Source organism: Gillisella vitis, assembly GCF_001541345.2.
Classification (GTDB): Bacteria; Pseudomonadota; Alphaproteobacteria; order Rhizobiales; family Rhizobiaceae; genus Allorhizobium; species Allorhizobium vitis.
Genome location: NZ_LMVL02000011.1, coordinates 74,836 through 97,025, shown reverse-complemented (window position 1 = coordinate 97,025; position 22,190 = coordinate 74,836). Strand labels below are relative to the sequence as shown.

Annotated in this window: 18 protein-coding genes; 2 read left to right on the top strand and 16 right to left on the bottom strand. The window is 59.3% G+C overall.

Annotated features, from left to right (window positions below):
• Positions 1 to 255: 255 nt before the first annotated feature.
• The 4 genes from ftsZ to ASB66_RS24930 all read right to left on the bottom strand — a co-directional run bounded on the left by ftsZ (position 256) and on the right by ASB66_RS24930 (position 5,350).
• On the bottom strand, positions 256 to 2,073 hold the full coding sequence (gene ftsZ / locus ASB66_RS24945; RefSeq protein WP_060717628.1) for a cell division protein FtsZ: 1,818 nt from the start codon (positions 2,071 to 2,073) through the stop codon (positions 256 to 258).
• A 102-nt stretch (positions 2,074 to 2,175) separates the two neighbouring features.
• A complete protein-coding gene (ftsA, locus tag ASB66_RS24940; RefSeq protein ID WP_015916499.1) occupies positions 2,176 to 3,501 on the bottom strand; it encodes a cell division protein FtsA in 1,326 nt (441 codons plus the stop codon).
• Positions 3,498 to 4,436 (bottom strand): cell division protein FtsQ/DivIB, encoded by a 939-nt coding sequence (locus tag ASB66_RS24935; protein WP_060717629.1) that lies wholly within the window; start codon positions 4,434 to 4,436, stop codon positions 3,498 to 3,500. The genes ftsA and ASB66_RS24935 overlap by 4 nt, the downstream gene beginning before the upstream one ends.
• Positions 4,424 to 5,350, bottom strand: a complete 927-nt coding sequence (locus ASB66_RS24930) for a D-alanine--D-alanine ligase (RefSeq protein ID WP_060717630.1) — start codon at positions 5,348 to 5,350, stop codon at positions 4,424 to 4,426. The genes ASB66_RS24935 and ASB66_RS24930 overlap by 13 nt, the downstream gene beginning before the upstream one ends.
• 400 nt (positions 5,351 to 5,750) lie before the next feature.
• Here ASB66_RS24930 and ASB66_RS26380 point away from each other — a divergent pair, with 400 nt between their 5' ends.
• Positions 5,751 to 6,044: a hypothetical protein gene (locus ASB66_RS26380; protein WP_156545207.1), complete on the top strand. Its 294-nt coding sequence runs from the start codon at positions 5,751 to 5,753 to the stop codon at positions 6,042 to 6,044.
• Positions 6,045 to 6,497: 453 nt separating this feature from the next.
• Positions 6,498 to 7,802: an MFS transporter gene (locus ASB66_RS24920; RefSeq protein ID WP_060717632.1), complete on the top strand. Its 1,305-nt coding sequence runs from the start codon at positions 6,498 to 6,500 to the stop codon at positions 7,800 to 7,802.
• Positions 7,803 to 7,917: 115 nt separating this feature from the next.
• On the opposite strand, the gene murB is transcribed toward ASB66_RS24920, so the two are convergent.
• The 12 genes from murB to mraZ all read right to left on the bottom strand — a co-directional run bounded on the left by murB (position 7,918) and on the right by mraZ (position 21,958).
• Positions 7,918 to 8,892 (bottom strand): UDP-N-acetylmuramate dehydrogenase, encoded by a 975-nt coding sequence (murB, locus tag ASB66_RS24915; RefSeq protein ID WP_060717633.1) that lies wholly within the window; start codon positions 8,890 to 8,892, stop codon positions 7,918 to 7,920.
• Between the two features lie 80 nt (positions 8,893 to 8,972).
• Positions 8,973 to 10,391, bottom strand: a complete 1,419-nt coding sequence (gene murC / locus ASB66_RS24910) for a UDP-N-acetylmuramate--L-alanine ligase (protein ID WP_114387009.1) — start codon at positions 10,389 to 10,391, stop codon at positions 8,973 to 8,975.
• Complete coding sequence (gene murG, locus ASB66_RS24905; RefSeq protein ID WP_114387007.1) at positions 10,388 to 11,509, bottom strand: undecaprenyldiphospho-muramoylpentapeptide beta-N-acetylglucosaminyltransferase; 1,122 nt, start codon at positions 11,507 to 11,509, stop codon at positions 10,388 to 10,390. Before murG ends, murC begins: the two co-directional genes overlap by 4 nt.
• 18 nt (positions 11,510 to 11,527) lie before the next feature.
• On the bottom strand, positions 11,528 to 12,682 hold the full coding sequence (gene ftsW, locus ASB66_RS24900; RefSeq protein ID WP_015916506.1) for a putative lipid II flippase FtsW: 1,155 nt from the start codon (positions 12,680 to 12,682) through the stop codon (positions 11,528 to 11,530).
• Between the two features lies 1 nt (position 12,683).
• The gene (gene murD / locus ASB66_RS24895) at positions 12,684 to 14,090 is read right to left on the bottom strand and encodes a UDP-N-acetylmuramoyl-L-alanine--D-glutamate ligase (RefSeq protein WP_060717636.1); all 1,407 of its coding nucleotides are present in this window, start codon (positions 14,088 to 14,090) and stop codon (positions 12,684 to 12,686) included.
• A gap of 7 nt (positions 14,091 to 14,097) precedes the next feature.
• Positions 14,098 to 15,198: a phospho-N-acetylmuramoyl-pentapeptide-transferase gene (gene mraY / locus ASB66_RS24890; protein WP_060717637.1), complete on the bottom strand. Its 1,101-nt coding sequence runs from the start codon at positions 15,196 to 15,198 to the stop codon at positions 14,098 to 14,100.
• A gap of 51 nt (positions 15,199 to 15,249) precedes the next feature.
• Entirely contained in the window at positions 15,250 to 16,683 is a 1,434-nt protein-coding gene (locus ASB66_RS24885; RefSeq protein ID WP_060717638.1) for a UDP-N-acetylmuramoylalanyl-D-glutamyl-2,6-diaminopimelate--D-alanyl-D-alanine ligase, read from the bottom strand.
• Positions 16,680 to 18,140, bottom strand: coding sequence for a UDP-N-acetylmuramoyl-L-alanyl-D-glutamate--2,6-diaminopimelate ligase (locus ASB66_RS24880; protein ID WP_060717639.1), 1,461 nt, complete (start codon positions 18,138 to 18,140; stop codon positions 16,680 to 16,682). Before ASB66_RS24880 ends, ASB66_RS24885 begins: the two co-directional genes overlap by 4 nt.
• A gap of 64 nt (positions 18,141 to 18,204) precedes the next feature.
• Positions 18,205 to 19,953, bottom strand: a complete 1,749-nt coding sequence (locus tag ASB66_RS24875; RefSeq protein ID WP_060717640.1) for a peptidoglycan D,D-transpeptidase FtsI family protein — start codon at positions 19,951 to 19,953, stop codon at positions 18,205 to 18,207.
• On the bottom strand, positions 19,953 to 20,372 hold the full coding sequence (ftsL, locus tag ASB66_RS24870; protein WP_060717641.1) for a cell division protein FtsL: 420 nt from the start codon (positions 20,370 to 20,372) through the stop codon (positions 19,953 to 19,955). The genes ASB66_RS24875 and ftsL overlap by 1 nt, the downstream gene beginning before the upstream one ends.
• Positions 20,373 to 20,375: 3 nt before the next feature.
• Positions 20,376 to 21,401, bottom strand: coding sequence for a 16S rRNA (cytosine(1402)-N(4))-methyltransferase RsmH (rsmH, locus tag ASB66_RS24865; RefSeq protein WP_060717642.1), 1,026 nt, complete (start codon positions 21,399 to 21,401; stop codon positions 20,376 to 20,378).
• Between the two features lie 116 nt (positions 21,402 to 21,517).
• Entirely contained in the window at positions 21,518 to 21,958 is a 441-nt protein-coding gene (mraZ, locus tag ASB66_RS24860) for a division/cell wall cluster transcriptional repressor MraZ (protein WP_060717643.1), read from the bottom strand.
• Positions 21,959 to 22,190: the final 232 nt, after the last annotated feature.

Sequence of the window (22,190 nt, the reverse complement as noted above, 5' to 3'; positions counted from 1 at the left end):
TTGGAAACCCAACAATCCAAATCAATGTTTCTTTCCGATTGTTACGAAACCGAATCCTTGAAAAAACCTTGGAAAACTGTGGATTAACGGCACTGTCTCAACAGGAAATCAGCATCTGAAACCGACAGCGTGAAAACAGAAACCCGGATCTTTCGATCCGGGTTTGCAAACCGCGTCTCTGGCAAGAGACTCAGCATTTTTGGCTGTCGTTTGTCTTTTCGGGAAAAGCGGGCTCCGCTTTTCCTAAGACAGACTTTAGTTCGACTGGCGGCGCAGGAAGGCCGGAATTTCCAGCTGATCGTCATCATGCGCAGCACGCTGCTGCGGCACCTGACGCCCCTGATCGTCCAGATTACCGCGACGCGGTGCATAGAGGCTGGCTTCCGGCGACAGCGGGCGGCGCTGCTGGGAAGCGGCAGCCGGTGCCGGTGCGGTCATGTCGGAAGCAACGTTGTCTTCCTGACGGCCGAGCGAGTTGGTGATGCGGCGCAGCAGCCCCATCGGACCACGATCTTCGGATGCCTGCTGGGCGGCAGGCTGGTTGCGATGGTCCAGCTCGGCCTGCACGACCGGCGAGAAATCCTCGACCTTCGGCATGCGGGACTGTTCTGGCTGGCGCATGACCGGCGCGGCAGGTTCCTGGCGCATCACAGGAGCGACCGGCTCCTGGCGGAAAGCTGGCTGTGGCGCGGCAGCAGCGGGCTGCATGGCAGGAGCAGGCTGCTGCGCACGGGCTACCGGCTGTTCCGGAGCGGCAAACGAGGAAAACAGCTTGCTCTGCGGGCGGAAATCGTCAGCAGGCTGGGCAGCGGCAGGCTGCTGCACCTCAGGCTGGGCATGCATGGCGGCCTGACGGGCGACAGCGATTTCCAGTTCGCGTTCCATTTCAGCTTCAGCATTGCGGATCTGCTCGGCGACCGGATCAAGCGGGCGCGTTGCAAAGATCGACGGAGCTGCGGCAACCGGAGCTGGTGCCGGAGCAGCGGCAACCGGTGCTGGCTGAGGTGCCGGAGCGGCAGGAGCAGGCGTAAAGGCTGCGGAAGGACGAATCGCTGGCTTAGCAGAGATCGTGCGCATTTCTGCACCGCGTGCTTCCAATGCATTGGCGGCACGGTCGATACCAGTGGCAACGACCGACACGCGGATCAGGCCTTCCAGCGCTTCGTCGAAGGTGGCGCCAAGGATGATGTTCGCGTCGGCATCGACTTCTTCGCGGATACGGGTTGCGGCTTCGTCGACTTCGAACAGCGTCAGGTCGCGACCACCGGTGATGGAGATCAGCAGGCCCTGCGCGCCCTTCATCGAGGTTTCGTCGAGCAGCGGGTTGGCAATGGCGGCTTCGGCAGCCTGAAGCGCACGGCCTGGGCCGGAAGCCTCGCCGGTGCCCATCATGGCGCGACCCATCTCACGCATCACCGAGCGAACATCGGCGAAGTCGAGATTGATCAGGCCTTCCTTGACCATCAGGTCGGTGATGCAGGCAACGCCAGAATAAAGAACCTGGTCGGCCATCGCGAAAGCGTCAGCAAAGGTCGTCCGGTCGTTGGCAATGCGGAACAGGTTCTGGTTCGGGATAACGATCAGCGTATCGACCGACTTCTGCAAGGCATCGATACCGGCTTCGGCCAGACGCATGCGGCGCGCGCCTTCGAAATGGAAGGGTTTGGTAACAACACCAACCGTCAGGATGCCTTTGTTACGAGCAGCCTGGGCAACGACCGGAGCCGCACCGGTGCCGGTGCCGCCGCCCATGCCAGCGGTGACGAAGCACATGTGGGTGCCGTTCAGGTGATCGATGATCTCATCAATGCACTCTTCTGCGGCTGCACGACCGACTTCCGGCTGCGAACCGGCACCGAGACCTTCAGTGACATTAGCGCCGAGCTGGATGATCCGCTCTGCCTTGGTCATGGTCAGGGCCTGGGCATCGGTATTGGCAACAACAAAATCCACCCCCTGAAGACCAGCGGTGATCATGTTATTAACGGCATTGCCGCCGCCGCCGCCGACGCCGAACACGGTGATGCGCGGCTTGAGTTCGGTAATATCCGGCTTGTTCAGATTGATGGTCATTTTACCCGTTCCTTCTTTCCCTGGCCGCATCGCCACGCTAGCCATGTCTTGTCTCTTGATCGCGCGCCCCGAATCGATTTTTCACCCGCAAGGCGCAGGTCCTCAAAAACTCTCTTTCAACCATTGTCCCACGCGCATCATGCGGCTGTTGCCGGAGCCAGAGGAGAACAAGCCTCCCTGCCCCACGGCGATCTCCTGATCGGCCACCTGCGGATAGATCATCAGACCTACCGCAGTGGAGAAAGCCGGTCCCTTGGCCGCCACAGGCAGGCCAGAGACCCCCATCGGGCGGCCAATCCGGACATTGCGGGCGAGCATCCGCCGCGCAACTTCCGGAAGACCGGTCAACTGGCTTGCGCCACCGGTCAGAACCAAACGCTTGCCGACCACGGGGCTAAAGCCCGATGCGTGGATTCGGTCGCGAATCATCTCCAGAGTCTCTTCAATACGCGCTTGAATGATTCGCGTCAGCAAAGAACGTGGAACCTGGATCGGTAAATCGCGATCGTCTTCGCCGATTGGCGGAATTGCAACAACATCGCGCTCTTCCGAGCCATTGGCAAAGGCCGAACCATGCACAACCTTCAACCGCTCCGCATCCTCGATGCGGGTCGAAAGACCACGCGCCAGATCCGTCGTGACGTGATGGCCGCCAATGGCGATGGCATCCGTATGGATCAGCTTGCCCTCGGCAAAGACGGAAATCGTCGTGGTTCCGCCGCCCATGTCAATGGCAGCGCAACCCAGCTCGACTTCGTCGTCCACCAGAGCCGCGAGGCCGCTAGCGTAAGGCGTTGCCACCAGGCCCTCGACCGTCAGATGGGCGCGGTTGATGCAAAGCTCGAGATTTTTCAGCGCCGGACGCTCCGCCGTCACCACATGCATGTCGACACCCAGGGTATCACCGAACATGCCGAGCGGGTCGCGGATGCCACGCTCGCCATCCAGCGAAAAGCCGGTCGCCAGCGAATGCAGCAGCACCCGGTCACGGCGTTGCGATTGATGGCTGGCCGCAGACAGAACACGCTTGAGATCGGCGCTTTCCACTTCCTGGCCGCCAAGATCAATGGTGGCGGTATAGACGTCCGAACCGATCCGGCCAGCCGAAACATTGACGATCAGGCTGTCGACGGTCAGGCCCGCCATGCGCTCGGCGGCATCCACCGCCAGCCGAACGACGCTTTCCACCGATTCGATATCGGAGATTACGCCGGACTTCATGCCACGCGAACGCTGATGGCCGATGCCGATCACTTCGACATGATGGGTCCGGCCCGGCAGAACATCGCTTTCCTTGCGCGGCGTCAGCCGGCCGATCATGCAGACCACTTTGGTAGAGCCGATATCGAGAACAGACACGACATGGCTGCGTTTGTGCGAGAGAGGTTTCATACGGGGCAATCCGAAAGAGGAACCGAAGACGCTCATGTCTCTTTCTCCGTCTTGGCAAGGGCCTTGGCGCGAGCCGTCACCGCAGCCTGACGGCGCACCAGCGCCTCAGGTGTCAATTGGACGGTCATGCGATCTGAAAGGCGAAGGTCAACGGCGGCGATGTCGCGGTCCAGCAATTGGTGATCCGCTTCCATCTTCGCCAGACGCGCCATCGCGCCATCGACATCGTCTTCAGGAAGCTTCACCACGACGCCATTGTCGAGATAGAGATCCCAGCGACGGCTGGCGACACGCACATAGGCTTTGACGCGACCGGTAATCTGCGGCCAGGTCGTAAACTCTCCGGCAATGTCCTGGGCTGCCACTTCGGCATCACGGCCAACGAACAGTGGCAGGGTGGCAAATTTATTATCACGCAGCGGCGCGATGATGCTGCCGCTCTTTTCGATCAGCGACAGGTCGGTGCCGTGCTGCCAGATACCATAGGCCTCACGTTCCTTGATATTCACTTCAATGGTCCGTGGATAGATCTTGCGGACCTCGACCTGTTCTACCCAAGGCAGATCTGCCACCTTGCGACGTGCATCATCGGCATCGATAGCCACCAGGGAGGTCGCCCCATCCAGACCCAGCGATTGCAACACATCGATTTCGGACGTGTGGACATTGCCCGACAGCTTGACATCTTCGACCGCAAAACCAGCCGTCGAGGTCATCGCCTCGGCAAAATCCGGCCAGTGACCGCCCTTGACGATGCCGTAACCGCCGACAGCAAGGATATAGGCCGCAAAGGAAACCTTACCGAGATGCTCAGGCACAGCCACCCTGCCCGAGCAGAGCGCGACGACAAACCGCATCAACCGGCGAACTGGACGGGGCAAGGCCATCAAGCCATCATCCGCCAGGCTCGGCGCGCGATAAGGTGCAGTCTTGCTGCCCTTTGCAGATTTTTTGGCGCTTACCGTGAACACGAAGCGTCCTCCACCATCCAGCTGACGAATTCACCAAAGGAAATGCCCGCATGCGCAGCCATTTCAGGCACAAGCGAGGTTGGCGTCATGCCCGGCTGGGTATTCACTTCCAGCCAGATCAAGTCGCCATCTTCAGAGAAACGGTCGTCGTAACGGAAGTCAGACCGACTGACGCCACGGCACCCGATCGCGTTATGGGCCATGACAGACAAGTCTTGTATTTTTTGGTAAATTTTCGGTGAAAGTTGCGCCGGAATGATATGGGCCGAGCCACCTGCAGCGTATTTGGAGTCGTAATCGTAGAATGTATTGGCCTTGGCAATCACCTCGGTCACGGCCAGTGGCTTGCCATCCATGACACCACAAGTCAGCTCACGGCCAGCCACATAGGATTCGACCATGACAGTGTCGCCATAGCGCCACTCCGAAGAGCCAAGGATCTGCGGCGGATGCGACTGATCTTCCTTGACGATCACCACGCCGAAGCTGGAACCTTCCCGCACTGGCTTGACGACGTAAGGCGGCTCAATCGGATGGACATTGCCGATTTCAAAGCGCGACATTTGGCGACCGAAAGCCACGGGAATGCCCGCCGCTGCCGCCACGATCTTCGCCTGCGTCTTGTCCATTGCCAGCGCCGAGGCCAGCACACCGGAATGCGTATAGGGAATGGAGAGATATTCGAGGATGCCCTGAATGGTGCCATCCTCACCGAAAGGACCGTGCAAAGCATTGAAGACCACATCAGGCTTCAACTCTTGGAGTACGCTGGCGATATCGCGGGCAACATCAACCCGCGTCACGCGGTAGCCATGTTCCTCAAGCGCCGATGCACAAGGGGTGCCAGAGGCGAGGCTGACAGGCCGCTCCGACGAAAATCCACCCAGCAATACGGCAACATGCTTCTTAGCCATTCACGCACCCAAACAAAACAATCGCGGTTTTCCGCCTTACCTTTGCGCTCGACTTGCGGCGCGAATCGCGCCGGTTCATGCACCTGACATAATAAAACGCCATTAAGGTTAACGAACCGTTTACAGGTGTTAACGGGCAAAAATTACTTTTGTTTTTCTGGGAGTTATCGAAGGGTGCCCGAGGGGTTCGACCCCAAGACGCAAGGCGCAGGCCCGCATTGAAGAAGGTCGTGCCGATGGGTACACGAAGACAGTCCGCTGGTTATCGTCAGCGACATGATGGCCGAAATAACAAAAAGCCGTGCCGAGGGAAAGATGAGATCCCTGTACGGCACGGCTTCGAATTCATCACACCACGTAAACCCAGACGGGCTCAGGCGAAATCAAGGCTTGCAAGGATATGCGCCGCCCAACATCGAAACGCGATTGGACACGTTTCGATCAGAGGCAGCACATCCGTATCAGGGTTCCACAACGCCTGGAACGCGCCGTCCATCGGGAAGCCGGCAACTACAGGGCGCGCCAGGTGGCAACGGCCTGCGGACGGGGCAAACCAGCGGAGGCATACCGCGCCGTGGCGGCGGTGCGACACAGGATGGCGGCGGCGGCATTGCGCCCGGACCCGGTGGCACAGGACCTGGACCTGGTGGTGGCGGCATTTGCGCAATGGCTTGTCCCGCCATCAGCATCATAGAACAGACAAACAGAAAACGTCTCATAAAGCCCCTCCGGAAGCCGCACCAAATAAATCCCGTCAACGATGACTAAATCCTATCATTGGTGACGGGGAAATAGCGGAGCGATTAAGTCAACAAATCCCACAGGTTGCACTTGCCGACATCGCAATTATATAAATATTTTATAAACAACAACAATGATAAAAGTCAATCTAAACTTCGTTCGTCTAAAGGCACACAGAGATGAGCCGTGCGCTCATCCTGATGGTTTCCGATGATTTTCAACCGGCTTTCCTTGCATGAGGATTGACCAGGAAAACACCGCTTATAGCGCCAAAATAAGCAGAACCAGTTGAAATTGCCCATGCAAATGCGTAAAGCCAACCGCTAACGACAAGTGCCGCATACTCTTTGAACGTACGGCACGATTGCGAAAAACCACCATTTAACTCAAATTGGACCCCATCACCATGACTGATGCGATACGCACCGTATCGCCGTCCGCCGAGCCGCTGGCACCTGTTGCATTGAATTCTCCTGCACGAGTCCTGACGGCAAGCCTGGTCGGCACCACAATCGAATTCTTTGATTTCTATGTCTATGCAACCGCGGCCGTGCTGGTTTTCCCGGCGCTGTTCTTCCCCAACAGCGATCCGATGACAGCTCTGCTGGCCTCGTTTGCAACCTTCTCCATCGCGTTTTTCGCCCGTCCGCTAGGCGCTGTGGTGTTCGGCCATTTCGGTGACCGTATCGGCCGCAAGACGACGCTGGTCGCAGCTCTGCTGACCATGGGCATTTCCACCGTGGTGATCGGCCTTCTGCCGACGTATGCGCAGATCGGTGTGTTTGCGCCATTGCTGCTGGCGCTGTGCCGGTTCGGTCAGGGCTTTGGCCTCGGCGGCGAATGGGGTGGCGCGGTCTTGCTGGCCACTGAAAATGCTCCGGAAGGCAAGCGCAACTGGTATGCAATGTTCCCGCAGCTTGGCGCGCCGGTTGGCCTGTTCCTGTCCTCGGGCATTTTCTGGCTGCTGCTGCACGTGATTTCCAAAGACGACCTGATGGCCTGGGGCTGGCGCGTTCCATTCCTGGCCTCGACCCTGCTGATCGTCATCGGTCTTTGGGTGCGCTTCTCGATTTCCGAAACGCCAGCCTTCCAAAAAGCCATGGACGCCCATGAGCGGGTGGCCGTGCCGGTTGCCGAAATCTTCGGCAAATACAAGCGCAGCCTGTTCCTCGGCACTTTCGTCGCGCTGGTCACTTTCGTGCTGTTCTACATTGGAACGGCCTGGCTGCTGTCTTACAATATCAAGGTCTTGCAGATCCCCTTCCTCGACGCTCTAGAAATTCAGATCATGAGCTCGGTGGTGTTCGGCATCTTCATTCCGTTGACGGCCAAGGTCGGCGACAAGATCGGTCGTCGCAAGGCGCTGATCGGCATCACCGTGATGATCGCCGGTTTCTCCTTCCTGCTGCCGGTTCTCTTGACCGCAGGGGAGACAGGTGTGGCAATCTTCGCCGCTGGCTCCATGGCCTTGATGGGCATGACCTATGCGCTGATCGGCGCAGCGCTGTCGGCCCCCTTCCCGACCAATGTTCGCTATACCGGCGCTTCGCTGACCTTCAACTTCGCAGGCATCGTTGGTGCGTCGCTGGCGCCCTATGCGGCCACCTGGCTCCAAGCCAATTACGGCATGGCCTATGTCGGCTACTATCTCGGCCTTGCTGCCGTAATCACGCTGGTCTGCATACTCGCATCCCGCAAGGGCGAAGTTTAAGTTTCGAGGCCCGGGTCGCCGGGCTTCTTCTGGCCAAGTTGAATCAGATTCTGAACAACAAAAAACGCCGCCAAGTGATTCACCTGGCGGCGTTTTTTATAAATAGCCGTTTGGTTTATTCGCTCGTCACGCCCATGAAGGGCCGGACTTCGCTGCCGGGCATGAACAGGCCGAGGCGCTTGATTTCCCATTGCAGCTTGATACCGGACTGTTCGAATACCTGACCACGGATGGTCTCGCCCAGATATTCGAGATCATAGGCCGTAGCATGGCCGACATTGATCATGAAATTGCAATGCAGCGACGACATTTGTGCGCCGCCGATCATCAGACCGCGTCCACCGACTTCATCGATCAATTCCCAGGCCGAATGGCCTTCCGGGTTCTTGAAGGTCGAGCCACCAGTCTTTTCCTTGACCGGCTGCACGGTTTCGCGGTGTTGGCGCACGGCGTCCATTTCAGCCCGGATCGCCGATTTCTCCTGAGGGAAACCTTCAAACAACCCGCTGATGAAGATCAAACCTTCCGGCGCTGAGGAGTGACGGTAGCCATAGCCCATATCAGCCTTGGACAGCACATGCAGATTGCCCTGGCGATCCACGGCCTCGACCTCAACCACCCGCTCCGCCGTCTCGCCGCCATTGGCGCCAGCATTCATCCTGAGCGCACCGCCGATCGAGCCGGGAATGCCGTAGTAGAACGCGAACCCGCCGATATTGTTGTCCATCGCCATGGCAGCGATATGCTTGTCCGGGCAGATGGCACCAGCGCGGATGCGATTTTCGCCTTCCAGCTCAAGGCCGCCAAACCCCTTGGCCGACAGGCGGATCACAACGCCGGGAATGCCGCCATCGCGCACCAAAAGGTTGGAGCCGACGCCGACCACGGTGAGCGGCACATCATCGGGCAGCAGCTTCAGGAAGGTGACCAGATCGTCCCTGTCATGCGGCTGAAACATCAGTTCCGCCAAACCGCCCGCCTGAAACCAGGTGACCCGGTCCATCGGCGCGTCCGGCGTCAACCGTCCCCGCAGCGCATCCACACCCGGCCCCAAGCGGGCCAGCAGCTTTTCCCCATCCACCTGTTTCATTCCGATTCTTCCCGAATGCGCTTGCAATTCATGGCAGACTGCCTGCCTGTCTCTTGTTCTGGCAGCGCAGCTGCCGTGCTTCATTCCTGTGGCGACGAGGCCGCCTTTTCCAATTCCCCGGGCAGGGTCGCAGCCCACTGGGTAATATTTCCAGCCCCCAACAGGACCACAAAATCACCCGGCTGTGCAATGGTCGAAACAATTCCGGCCAGCTGATCTGGCGAGGCCAGATAGCGCACATCCCGATGACCGCCCGACCGGATGCGCGATACCAGCGCTTCAGAATCGATACCCTCGATGGGATCTTCTCCCGCAGCATAGACCGGCGACAACAGAATACTATCGGCATCGTTGAAGCAATTGGCGAAATCCTCGAATAGACTCGACAGGCGGGAGAAGCGATGCGGCTGATGCACGGCGATGATCCGGCCCTTGCAGCTCTCGCGGGCCGCCTTCAGCACGGCCTTGATTTCCACCGGATGATGGCCGTAATCGTCAAACACCTGCACGCCGTTCCAGATGCCGGTCAAGGTGAAGCGCCGCTTGACGCCACCGAAGGTCGACAACCCCTTGCGGATTGCTTCCTCGGAGATATCCAACCGGTTCGCCACTGCAATGGCCGCGCAGGCATTGGAAATATTGTGGCGGCCCGGCATCGGCAGGGTCAGGTCTTTGAAGCTGAAAACACGGCCCGTGCGGCGACGGCGGATTTCAACATCGAAAATCGACTTGGTGCCTTCGTTGCGCACATTGAAAAACCGCACATCGGCCTGCGGGTTCTCACCATAGGTCACGACCTTGCGGTCTTCGATCCGGCCAACCAGCGCCTGCACTTCAGGGTGATCGAGGCACATGACCCCAAAACCGTAGAACGGCACATTCTCGACGAACTGACGAAACGCGGCGCGCACGGCGTCGAAATTGCCGTAATGGTCCAGATGCTCAGGGTCGATATTGGTGACGACAGCCACATCGGCGGGCAGCTTCAGGAAGGTGCCGTCCGATTCGTCGGCCTCGACCACCATCCATTCACCCTCACCCATGCGGGCATTGGTGCCATAGGCATTGATGATACCGCCATTGATGACAGTCGGGTCGAGCTGGCCTGCCTCAAGCAGCGCCGCCACCATGGACGTGGTCGTCGTCTTGCCATGCGTGCCGCCGATGGCGATGGCATTGCGGAACCGCATCAACTCGGCCAGCATTTCGGCCCGGCGCACCACCGGCAGCAGCTTTTCACGGGCGGCCACCAGTTCCGGGTTGTTCTTCTTGATGGCGGTGGAAACGACAACGACCTCGGCATCGCCCAGGTTCTCCGGCTTGTGGCCGACAAACACCTCGATGCCCTTGGCGCGCAGGCGCTGCACATTGGCGCTTTCGGCCTGGTCCGATCCCTGTACGCGATGGCCGAGATTGTGCAGCACTTCGGCAATGCCGCTCATGCCGATCCCGCCGATCCCGATGAAATGCACCAGACCGATGCTCTTCGGCATTTTCATGCTTTCACGTCCTTTAAAGTCTTCACTTGTCTGCCTTCGGCAATAGTCTGAACCAGATCAGCAAGCAAGCCTGCTGCCTCCGGTTGTCCCGCACTTCGCGCCGAGGCAGCCATATGGGCCAGCTTGGCCGGGCTGGTCATCCAGTCCTTCAACAGCGCCGACAGCTTTTCCGGCGTTAGATCCGATTGCGGCACGACAACCGCACCACCCTGTCCGGAAATCGCCGCCGCGTTGGCCGCTTGATCGTGATCCAGCGCATAGGGATAGGGGACGAGCACCGCAGGGCGGCCAATGACGCCCAACTCCGATACGGTAGACGCGCCGGAGCGGGAGATCACCATTTGCGATGCGCCGATCCGTTCGGCCATATCGCCGAAGAACGGCGAAACCGACGCCGGGACCTTCAACTTCTCATAAAGCGCCTTCACCCGGTCGGCATCTTCAGGCCGCGCCTGCTGGGTCACCCGCAGGCGCGCGCGCAGCACGTCGTCCAGAATGCAGATGGCGCTTGGCACGGCATTGGAAAAATGCTGAGCGCCCTGGCTGCCGCCAAACACCACAAGCTCAAACGGATCTCCATCGCCGGACGGCTGATAATCCGTCTCGGAGGCCGCCAACACGGCAGGCCGCACCGGATTGCCAGTCACCACGGTCTTGTCGGCATAGGCACCGCCCGCTGGCAAGAAGCCACCGGCAATGGCCTTGACCCTAGGCGCCAGAAACCGGTTGGCCCGCCCCATGACGGCGTTCTGCTCATGGATAACAGTGGCAACGCCAAGCGCGCGGGCCGCTAGCAAGGGCGGGATGGTCGGATAGCCACCAAAACCGATGACCACAAGGGGTTTCAGGCTTGCGATCAAGGTACGGGCGGCGCGGTAGCCGCGCCACAACGTCAGCAGCGCTTTCGCAATGGCAACAGGATTTTTCGAGCCGATGGTGGCAGAGGGTACGACATGGATGGCGTCGGCTGGAAACTTGCCCGCATAGCGTTCGGCACGACTATCCGTCACCAGATGCACACTATAGCCTCTGGCTCTTAGCTCGTGAGCCAGCGCTTCGGCTGGAAACAAATGGCCGCCGGTTCCCCCGGCGGCAAGAAGAATGAGACCTTTGGTCATAATTTACTCCGCTGGCCCCTATTCTGCTGGAACACCCTGGACCGACCGGAACAGGCGTCGCTCCTGCGAACGCTTCTCCGGCCGATGGCGCGTCAATGCCAGGATGAAGCCCGCCGTGACGCCGATTGCCACCATGGAAGACCCACCATAGGAGATCAAGGGCAGCGTCATGCCCTTGGCGGGCAGAAGTTCCAGGTTAACGCCGATATTGATCATCGACTGCACGCCGATCTGCAAGATCAACCCGGCCACAGCAAAACGGTTGAAGTCGTTGCGCTCACGAAAGGCGTGGCCGAGACCGCGAATGACCAGGAAGGCGAAGATCGACACCAGCAGCAGGCAGAAAATGATGCCGAATTCCTCGGCAGCCACCGAAAAGATGAAGTCGGTATGGGCATCGGGAATGATCCGCTTGACGATGCCTTCACCCGGCCCAACCCCGAACCAATTGCCGCGAATGATCGCTTCACGCGCCGTATCCACCTGGAACGTATCGCCCTCGCCGGTCAGGAAGCGGTCGATACGGCCAGCCACGTGCGGCATGGTATAATAAGCAATCGTCGAACCGGCACCACCGACAAGGGCCAGCACGATGATGAAGATCCACGGCACGCCCGCCATGAAGAACATGCCGCTCCAAACCACCGAGGTCAGAATGGTCTGGCCGAAATCCGGCTGGACCATCAACAGCGCCACGACCACCATGAACAGCAGGATGGCAAAGAAATTGCCGGGAATATCCGGCTGGCGGGCATGTTCGGCAAACAGCCAGGCGCAAACCACCACGAAGGCGGGCTTCATGAATTCCGAAGGCTGGATCGACAGGCTGCCGAAATTGATCCAGCGATGCGCGCCCTTGACCTCCGGCCCGAAGAACAGCGCCAGGATCATCAAGGCAATTGAAGCGAGCAGAATGAGGACTGCGGCGCGGCGAACCTGCCGGGGCGACAGGAAGGATAGGCCGACCATGGTCGCCAGGCAGGGAATGGTAAAGGCCGCCTGACGGCGCACGAAGTGGAAACTGTCCAGCCCGATACGCTCGGCCACCGCCGGTGACGCGGCAAAGGACAGCATGAAACCGATGCCCAGAAGCACGATGAATGTCACCAGAAAGAGCCGGTCGATGGTCCAGAACCAATCCGCCAAAGCTCCACGTTCTGCACGGCTTACCATGTCATGTCTCTCCTGAAGCCTGTTGGATCAGCATCGTCACATCGTCAAGCCCGGCTACCAGCGAAACGAAGGCTTCGCCCCTGACTTCAAAATTCTTGTACTGGTCGAAGCTTGCGCAAGCCGGGGAAAGCATCACGGCGACCTCGCCGCCATTCCCATCGTCTTGCGCATCGGCGCTGGCATGGGCAAGCGCCCGGTCCAGCGTACCGGAAATTTCGTAAGGAACGGCATTGCCGAGCGTGGCGGCAAAGCCGGACGCCGCCTCGCCGATCAGATAGGCCTTGGCAATGCGCGGAAACAGCGGTGAAAGGCTGGCAATCCCACCCTGCTTGGGCAAGCCGCCAGCGATCCAGTAGATCCGCTCGTAACTGGACAAGGCCGGTGCAGACGCCTCGGCATTGGTCGCCTTGCTGTCATTGACGAAGACCACATGCCCGCGCCGCCCAACCGGCTGCATCCGGTGCTTCAACCCTGCAAAGGAGGACAAGCCAGCCTGGATCTGCTCTTTCGATAAACCGACCGTCAGGCAAGCAGCAATGGCGGCTGCCGCGTTCTGAGCATTGTGGCTGCCCCGCAGCGTGGCGATGCCGTTCAGGTCGGCGATCACCTCGGCAGCGCCACGCACAATACGCTGGCCGTCATTGTAAAGGCCGTCGGTCAAAGGCTGGCCCTTGGAAATCCGCACGACCTCTTTGCCCGCCTCTTCGAGCCGCGTAGCGATCTCAAGGCAATAATCGTCATCGACGCCGATGATTGCCACACCGCTGCCCGACACCAGCCGCTCCTTCACTGCCGCATAATTTTCCATGCTGCCGTGACGGTCGAGATGGTCGGGGGTGAGGTTCAAGAGAATGCCTGCCGTCGGATCAATGCCGGGGGCAAGATCAATCTGGTAGGATGAGCATTCCACCACATAATAACGATCAGGCGCGGGTGGTTCCAGGGTCAGCACCGCCGTGCCGATATTGCCGCCGATCTGCACGTCATAGCCGTTGTGGCGAAGAATATGACCGATCAGCGCCGTGGTGGTCGATTTGCCATTGGTGCCGGTAATGGCGATGAACGGGCAATCTGGCGCCTTCGCCTGACGTTCGCGCACGAAAAGCTCGATATCGCCAATGATTTCGACGCCCGCTGCCTTTGCCAGATCCACCGTCCAATGCGGTTTCGGATGGGTCAGCGGCACGCCTGGCGACAAAACAAAAGCGGAAAGCCTGCTCCAGTCGATTTGGCGCAGATCCAGCACTTCCAGCCCTTCCAATCGCGCCTTCTCGACACTGTCAGAATTGTCATCCCAGACCGTCACCGACGCACCTCCGGCCACCAGGGCGCGAGCCGTGGCAAGGCCGGAGCCGCCAAGCCCAAACAATGCGACGTTGCAATCGGAAAAGCTGGTAATCGGGATCATCGTGCCCTCACCGCAGCTTCAGCGTGGCAAGGCCCAGCATGGCAAGGCCGACCGCAATGATCCAGAACCGAATGACGACCTGGCTTTCCGTCCAGCCCTTCTTTTCAAAATGGTGATGGATCGGCGCCATCAGAAACACCCGCTTCTTGGTGCGCTTGTACCAGAACACCTGGATGATCACCGACAGGGTTTCCATCACGAACAGGCCGCCGATGATCACCATGACGATCTCGTGCTTGGTGGCCACCGCTACCGTGCCGATCAAGCCACCCAACGCCAGCGAACCGGTATCGCCCATGAAAATTGCCGCTGGCGGCGCATTGAACCACAGGAAGCCAAGTCCGGCCCCGATGACCGCGCCAAGGATGACGGCCAGTTCGCCGGTACCCGGCACGAAATTGATCTGCAAATATCCTGAAAATACCGCATTACCGGCGAGATAGGCAATCAGCCCGAAAGCAGCCGAGGCGATCATCACAGGCACGATGGCCAGCCCGTCCAGCCCGTCCGTCAGGTTGACGGCGTTACCGGCGGAAACGATGACAAAGCCGCCAAAGACGATGAAGAAATAGCCGACATTCAGCAGCGCGTCCTTGAAGAACGGAAAGGCGATGGAGGTAGCCAGATGCGGGCCTTGCGGCGCGGAAATCTTTGCCGCCTCCATCATGAAGAATACCGCGATACCGGCAATCAGAAACTCGATGGCCAGCCGCGCCTTGCCGGAAAAGCCCTTGTCCGACTGTTTGGTGACCTTCAGGTAGTCGTCGTAAAAGCCGATGGCACCGAAGCCCAGCGTCACCAGCAGCGTCGCCACCACATAGACATTGGACAGATCAGCCCAAAGCAGTGAGGAGCCGACAATACCCGCCAGAATCATCAGCCCGCCCATGGTCGGCGTACCGGATTTTTTGAAATGGGTCTGCGGCCCATCGGCGCGGATCGGCTGGCCCTTGCCCTGACGCACCTTGAGAGAGGCGATGATCTTCGGCCCGAACAGGAAGACGATCAAGGCTGCCGTGAACATCGCCGCCCCGGTCCGGAAGGTGATGTACCGGAACAGGTTGAAAAATTGTACGTGGTTTGCGAGCTCAACAAGCCAAATCAGCATAAAGGCACTTTCTAACATTTATCCAGCCCGCGACGCGGGTCTGGCATTAGCCTATTCTGGGCGGCGGGTGTCGTCCAATGGGGGATAGTTGTCAAGCAAAGCCGCGACAATCTTGCCAAAACCGATGCCCAGCGACGACTTGACCATCACCACATCGCCACCGTGAACCGAGGCAACGGCAAAAGCGGCAAGATCTTCAACGGTATCGAAAGACGAAACGGAAACGGTCTCCGGCAATTGCGCCCGCAATGCCGCCATGGCCGGTCCGGCCAGCCAGACATGTTCGATCCCGGCGGCCAGCAGGGGGCCAGCCAGATCGGCGTGCAATTCCTCGGAAAACTCACCCATCTCCAGCATATCGCCAAGCACAGCGATGCGTCGACCCTCGCCACGCGGCTGGGCTGCGGCCAGCACCGCGATGGCGGCACGCATCGAGGCGGGATTGGCGTTATAGCTTTCATCAATCAACGTGAAGAGACCCGAGGCACAGCGCAGCCGATGGCGCTCCCCCCGACCCTTGACCGGTGAAAGTCTGCTCAATGCATCGACCGCACCATCCAGATCGGCACCCAGAAGCCGGGCTGCGCCCAGCGCCGCCATGGCGTTTTCAGCGATGTGGCGGCCCGGTGCGGCGATCACCACTTCACGGGTCTCGCCATCGATAATGGCCCAGGCGGTGGAGCTTTCGGCAGCACCATCAAATTCTGCCAGCCGGAATTCCGCCTTGGCATGCTGGCCGAAGGAATGGATGTGGGTGATACCCGCTTCCTGTGCCTTGTGTTCCAGATATTCGAAATAGGGATTGTCGTGGTTCAACAGCACGCCGCCATTGGCAGCGACACCGGAAAAGATTTCCGCCTTGGCATCGGCGATCTCATCGACACTGGCAAAATTGCCGAGGTGGGCAGGCGCAATGGTGGTTATGATCGCCAGATGCGGGCGGACCATCTGCACCAGCGGGGTGATTTCGCCGGAATGATTCATGCCGATCTCAAACACGCCGAATTGCGCAGTGGCGGGCATGCGCGCCAATGTCAGCGGCACGCCCCAGTGATTGTTGAAGGAGGCGACGGCAGCATGCACTTCACCTGACGGTGCCAGCACCTGACGCAGCATTTCCTTGGTCGTCGTCTTGCCGACCGAACCGGTCACAGCAACGATCCTTGCCCTTGAGCGAGCGCGGGCAGCGATGGCCAGCCTTCCCAACGCCTGCAACACATCGTCAACGACGATCATCGGCACGGTCAACCGGCCAAGGGCTGGCAGTTTGGCCTCATTGACAACCATCAGCGCCGCGCCATTCGCCACGGCAATGCTGGCGTAATCATGCCCGTCCACCCGGTCGCCCTTGATGGCGAAAAAGGCTTCTCCGGGCTGGATGCTGCGGCTATCAATGGAAATGCCGGTAATGCCCGGCGGCATGGTGCCGACCGGGCGTCCGGTCATGGCCGCAACCAGGTCTTCGATGGTCCAGAGCAAGGTCAAGGGTGAAACTCCTCCATGGCTTTGCGGATTTCGGCATGATCGGAAAACGGCAGCGTCTGTGCACCGACAATCTGGCCCTCTTCATGGCCCTTGCCTGCAACAATCAGCGTATCGCCGGTCGCCAGCATTGCCACACCGGCGCGGATTGCCTGGGCGCGGTCACCGATCTCAATACCTTTCGGAGACGCCGCCATCACTTCACCGCGAATGGTGGCAGCCACTTCCGAACGCGGATTGTCATCGGTGACGATGACGATATCGGCCAGCCGGTCGGCGATCTCCCCCATGATCGGGCGTTTGCCCTTGTCGCGGTCGCCGCCGCAGCCAAACACCACGATAATTCTGCCGCTGGTAAAGGGCCTCACCGCCGTCAGCACCTTTTCCAAAGCATCCGGCTTATGAGCGTAATCGACATAGGCCAGCGCGCCGCTTTTCGCCTGCCCTACCAGCTCCAGGCGGCCCGAAGCACCTTGCAGCTTTTCCAGTGCCTTCAGAGCAACCGAAACCTCGACGCCGGTGGAAATAGCAAGACCAGCGGACACCAGCGCATTGGCAATCTGAAAATCGCCCGCCAGCGGCAGATCGACTTCATATATCCCGCCCTGATGGTGGATTTCGGCGATCTGCTTATGACGGAAGTGCTCGACCCGTTTCAGGCTGAGGAAATCCCCGGCCCGGCCAACGGTGCGCACATCATGACCCGCCTGCCTTGCCAACCGGATTGCTTCCGCCGACCATTCGTCATCGGCAAAGATCACCGCCGGAGACCCCTTGGGCAGCAGGGTGTCGAACAGCCGCATCTTTGCCGCCATATAATCGGCAACGGTCGGGTGATAATCCATGTGGTCGCGGCCAAGATTGGTAAAGGCGGCAGCCGCAAGCCGCACACCGTCCAACCGGCTCTGGTCTAGACCATGACTGGAGGCTTCCATGGCCGCATGGGTCACGCCCTCTTGCGCAAGGTCTGCCAGCAATTTGTGCAGGGCGACCGGATCGGGCGTGGTCAGCGAACCGTAATCGCTGCGGGTTGGGGAAATCACCCCGGTCGTGCCGATCTGCGCGCTGGCAAGCCCGGCATAAGCCCAGATCTGGCGTGTGAAGGAGGCAACCGATGTCTTGCCAGCCGTGCCGGTTACCGCCACCATGGTTTCCGGCTGGCCGGAATAAAAGCGAGCAGCAAGAAGCGCCAGCGCATGGCGCGGCTGGTCGGTAACCAGAGACGGAACAGCAATATCCAGATGCGACCCCGAGAGCACGGCAGCAGCGCCCCGCACTACTGCATCGGCAACGAAACCCGCACCATCGGCCTTGACGCCCTGCAAAGCCACGAACAGCATGCCGGGTTCAACCTTGCGGCTGTCGGCGGTTAGGCCGGTGATCTCAACGTCGCCGACCGGCCCCTCCAGTGGTCCGGTCAGATCCCCAAAATCGCCGCTGGCGAGATCTCGCAGTTTCATTGTCTACCTGTCCCCTGCCGCGCAGCAGGAGCAGAGCCCTGCGGCAACGGCGAATCAATCGTCCTCAATATGAGACGAGCATATCATTGCCCACCTGTCCGTAATTGGGTTCTACACCGAGAATTGGGGCAGTTCTGCGAATAACGTCGCGCACGATCGGCAAAGCGGTAAAGGCCGAAATCGTACCACCGCCCTCGCCGCTCAAGGGCTCGTCGATAAAGCTGAGAACCACATAGCGTGGCTTGCTCATTGGGAAGGCACCCAGAAAGGCGTTGAAATTCAGCTTGTTGTCATAACGGCCATTGACGACCTTATCGGCTGTTCCTGTCTTGCCGCCAACATCGAGACCGGGAACACGCGCCCCACGACCGGATCCGTTAATACCATTATATTCAAAGAGATAACGCATATCGGCACTGGTGGATGGCTTCAGCACGGCCTCGGCCACTTCATTGGCCTGATCTGCCGTGCGCGGCAGGAATGTCGGCTGGATCAACTTGCCGCCATTGATGAGCGCCGCACCGGCGACCGCCGTCTGCAACGGTGTCGTCGCAACCCCATGGCCGAAGGAAATGGTGACCGAACTGATCTTCTTCCACTCACCCCGCGGCTGAGACGGCATTTTCACTTCCGGCAATTCCGTCTTCATCTTGGTCAGAAGTCCAAGACGGTTCAGGTATTCCTTCTGCTCGGGAATGCCGACCACATCGATGATCTTTGCCGTGCCGATATTGGAGGAATATTTGAAAATATCGGGAACGCTCAGAAATTTGCTCTGGCCGTGAAAGTCGTGGATGGTAAATCCACCGATTTTCAGCGGATAGCGTGCATCGAACACGTCGGTCAGCTTCACCCGACCGGTATCAAGCCCCATCGCCATCGTGAAGGATTTGAAGGTCGAGCCCATTTCGAACGTGCCGTTCGACATCCGGTTCAACCAGCCTTCCTTGGCGCCTTCCTCGGGCTTGTTGGGGTCGAAATCGGGATAGGACGCCATGCCCAGCACTTCGCCGGTTTCGACATCCAGCACCACGGCACCCGCGGACTTGGCCTTGAAATTCACCTGGGCTGCGGCCACCACATCATGCACGATATTCTGGACGCGCAGGTCGATGGAGAGCTTGACCGGCTCCAGCGGCGCATTGCTGGTCATGCCGAGATCGGCCAGATCCGCCAGGCCCTGATTGTCGATATATTTCTCCATACCGGCCATGCCGCGATTGTCGATATTGACGAAACCGACGATATGGGCCGCCGTGGACCCACCGGGATAGAAACGGCGAATTTCTGGCCGGAAGCCGATGCCGGGAATGCCCAGCGCCAGGATCTGGCTCTGCTGCTTGGGCGTCAACTGACGGCGAAGCCACTGGAAATGCGATTTCGACGAGAGCTTCTTGTAGGTGTCGCGGCTGTCGAGATCAGCCAGCACTGTTTGCAGCTTTTCGACGGCTTCATCCACATCGACAATCTTGTGCGGCTCTGCAAACAGCGACACGGTTCTGATGTCGGTGGCCAGAACCTGGCCATTGCGATCGAGAATATCGGGACGGGCCGCCATCAACCGATCCGGCGGCATGATGCTGGAGGTGCTTTCGGGATGGGCATAGCCGTATTGCACCAGCCGTCCGCCAATCACGCCATAGACCAGCGTGAAACCCAGAATCAGCAGGCCGACGCGGCGCTTGGCCATATCGGCCTTGCGCTTACCGGCGCCTTCGAATGCGCGACCTTTCCCACGCACGCCGCCTCGGCGCACGTCGGTGGAGAAATGGGCTCGACTTTTCAGGAGCATCATACGGGAAAGAAAAGTCATCAGCGTTTCACCGATCCGGTTATGACCTTATCCATCGGTACTGGGACCGGTTTACCATTCACCATCTTAATACCATCGGCGATCTTGGGACCGCCTGTCTTTGCCGCCGGGGCCTGTACCACAGGCACCTGGGATTTCAACATCGGCAATTCATTGGCCCGCGCCAACTGGTTGGGATCGGTTTGCTGGAGCTTCAGCTCCTGACCGAAGGTATTGGCCAGTTTTTCGAGGCGGTTCGGCTGGGTCAACAAGGCCCAGTCAGCCTGGAGAAGCTCGATCGTATCCTTCTCCAGCTTGATCTCGGCTTCGATGCGCTTCAGATCCTGCACTTTCTCATCGGTATTGTGCTTGATCTGGTAGGTCACGGCTGCCGCTGCCGCCATGGCGCCGATCATCACGATGTCAAAGGTTCGCAGCATGGTTCAGGCCCCCAACCGTTCGATTTCCGCAAGATCCGGCAAATCGAAAATGGAAAAATCGGCCTTCATGGCTGGATGCGCGGTACGGATGCCCGCGCGTAGTTTTGCAGAACGGGCACGAGGATTGATCTCGGCCTCTTCTTCTGTCGCAGTCACCATTCCCTTACCGACAGGCTCGAAGGTTGCCGGGCGCTCGAACGCCATAGGCATATGCCGCGAACCCGCCGCCTTGCCGGAACGGTCTGAGAAGAATTTCTTGACGATTCGGTCTTCAAGCGAATGAAAGGTGACGACAACCAGCCGCCCTCCCGGCTTCAAGGCCCGCTCGGCGGCAAACAGCGCCTCGGCCAATTCGCCAAGCTCGTCATTGACGAAAACCCGCAGGGCCTGAAACACCCGCGTCGCCGGATGGATCTTATCCTTCGCCTTGCGCGGCGTCACGATCTCGATCATGCCGGCCAGATCGCGTGTGGTCTGGAAAGGATGATTGACGCGGCGCTTTTCGATGGCGCGGGCAATGCGACCGGATTGCTTTTCTTCGCCCAGAAAGCCGAAAATCCTGATGAGGTCACCGACCTTGGCACGGTTGACGACATCGGCGGCAGACACGCCCGTGCCGGACATCCGCATATCGAGCGGCCCGTTGCGCTGGAAGGAAAACCCGCGCTCGGCCTCATCGATCTGCATGGAGGAGACGCCGATATCCAGCACGATGCCATCCAGCCCGCCTTCGGGGGCAAAATTATCCAGCGTGGAAAATCGGGTATGGTGAAGCGTGAGATGACCAGCGCGAGCAGCGACCATGGCTTGACCGCCTGCAATGGCATTCGGATCACGGTCGAGCGCGATCACATCAGCACCAGTATCGAGAATAGCCGAGGTATACCCACCCGCCCCAAACGTGCCGTCCAGAATGACCTTACCGGCAGAGGGCTCAAGTGCTTCCAAGACAGGCTCGAGAAGAACCGGAATGTGACGGACCGGTCCGCCATCGGCTTCAGCATACCCTCCGCCAAGATCCGTCACCATTCCGCTTCTCCGTCTCAAACCACCTCCACTTTTCCTAGAAAAATGGAGGTAGTCTACATCATTGCATTTGCGCATTTCCGGACGGAAAACCGGTTTCCACCGTTCCTGGAAATGACCTAACTGGAACCCGCCCTCTTCAGACCGAGTGCCTTTCTTGCCGCCGCCTGCGCCTCGTGAAACGCCTGCGGCTGCCACACTTGAAAATGATCCGAACGACCGACAAAGGTCACCTCGGACGTAATACCCGTAAAGTCGCGGATAAAATCCGTGACCATCAGCCGCCCCTCGCTGTCGAGGCGCATGAAAACGCCGCCGCCATGTACGAGAAGCGACATCTCGTTGGCAACCGGCGAAAACGGATCCTCGCCGACAATTTGCCGCTCGTAACGCTCCAGCAAATCCGGACCGCCGATACTGATCGCCGGAAAGGTGAAATCCTGGAAGCAATAAAGCTCCTGGATGCCCCGATCCACCAAAACAGCCCGGAACGCCGCCGGAACGGAAACCCGCCCCTTCGTATCGATCCGGTTCGTCGCATTGGACAAGAAGCGGTTCATTACGCGCTACCGCCGCCCCTTTCCGATCCACGCGGTCCACACACCCGCATTTCCATTGATACACCCGAGCTGACAAGCCCCTTGCCGCTAGGACGAAACAGGAAAAATAGCCACTCCAGGCCTGCTTCTCAGTCTCGCATGTCGGGGCCGTTATTCGCCCCTCGGCAGTGCACTTATGGGATAACATGGGACACCATGGGCGTCAATGGGATTAGGGTTGGCGGACGGGTTT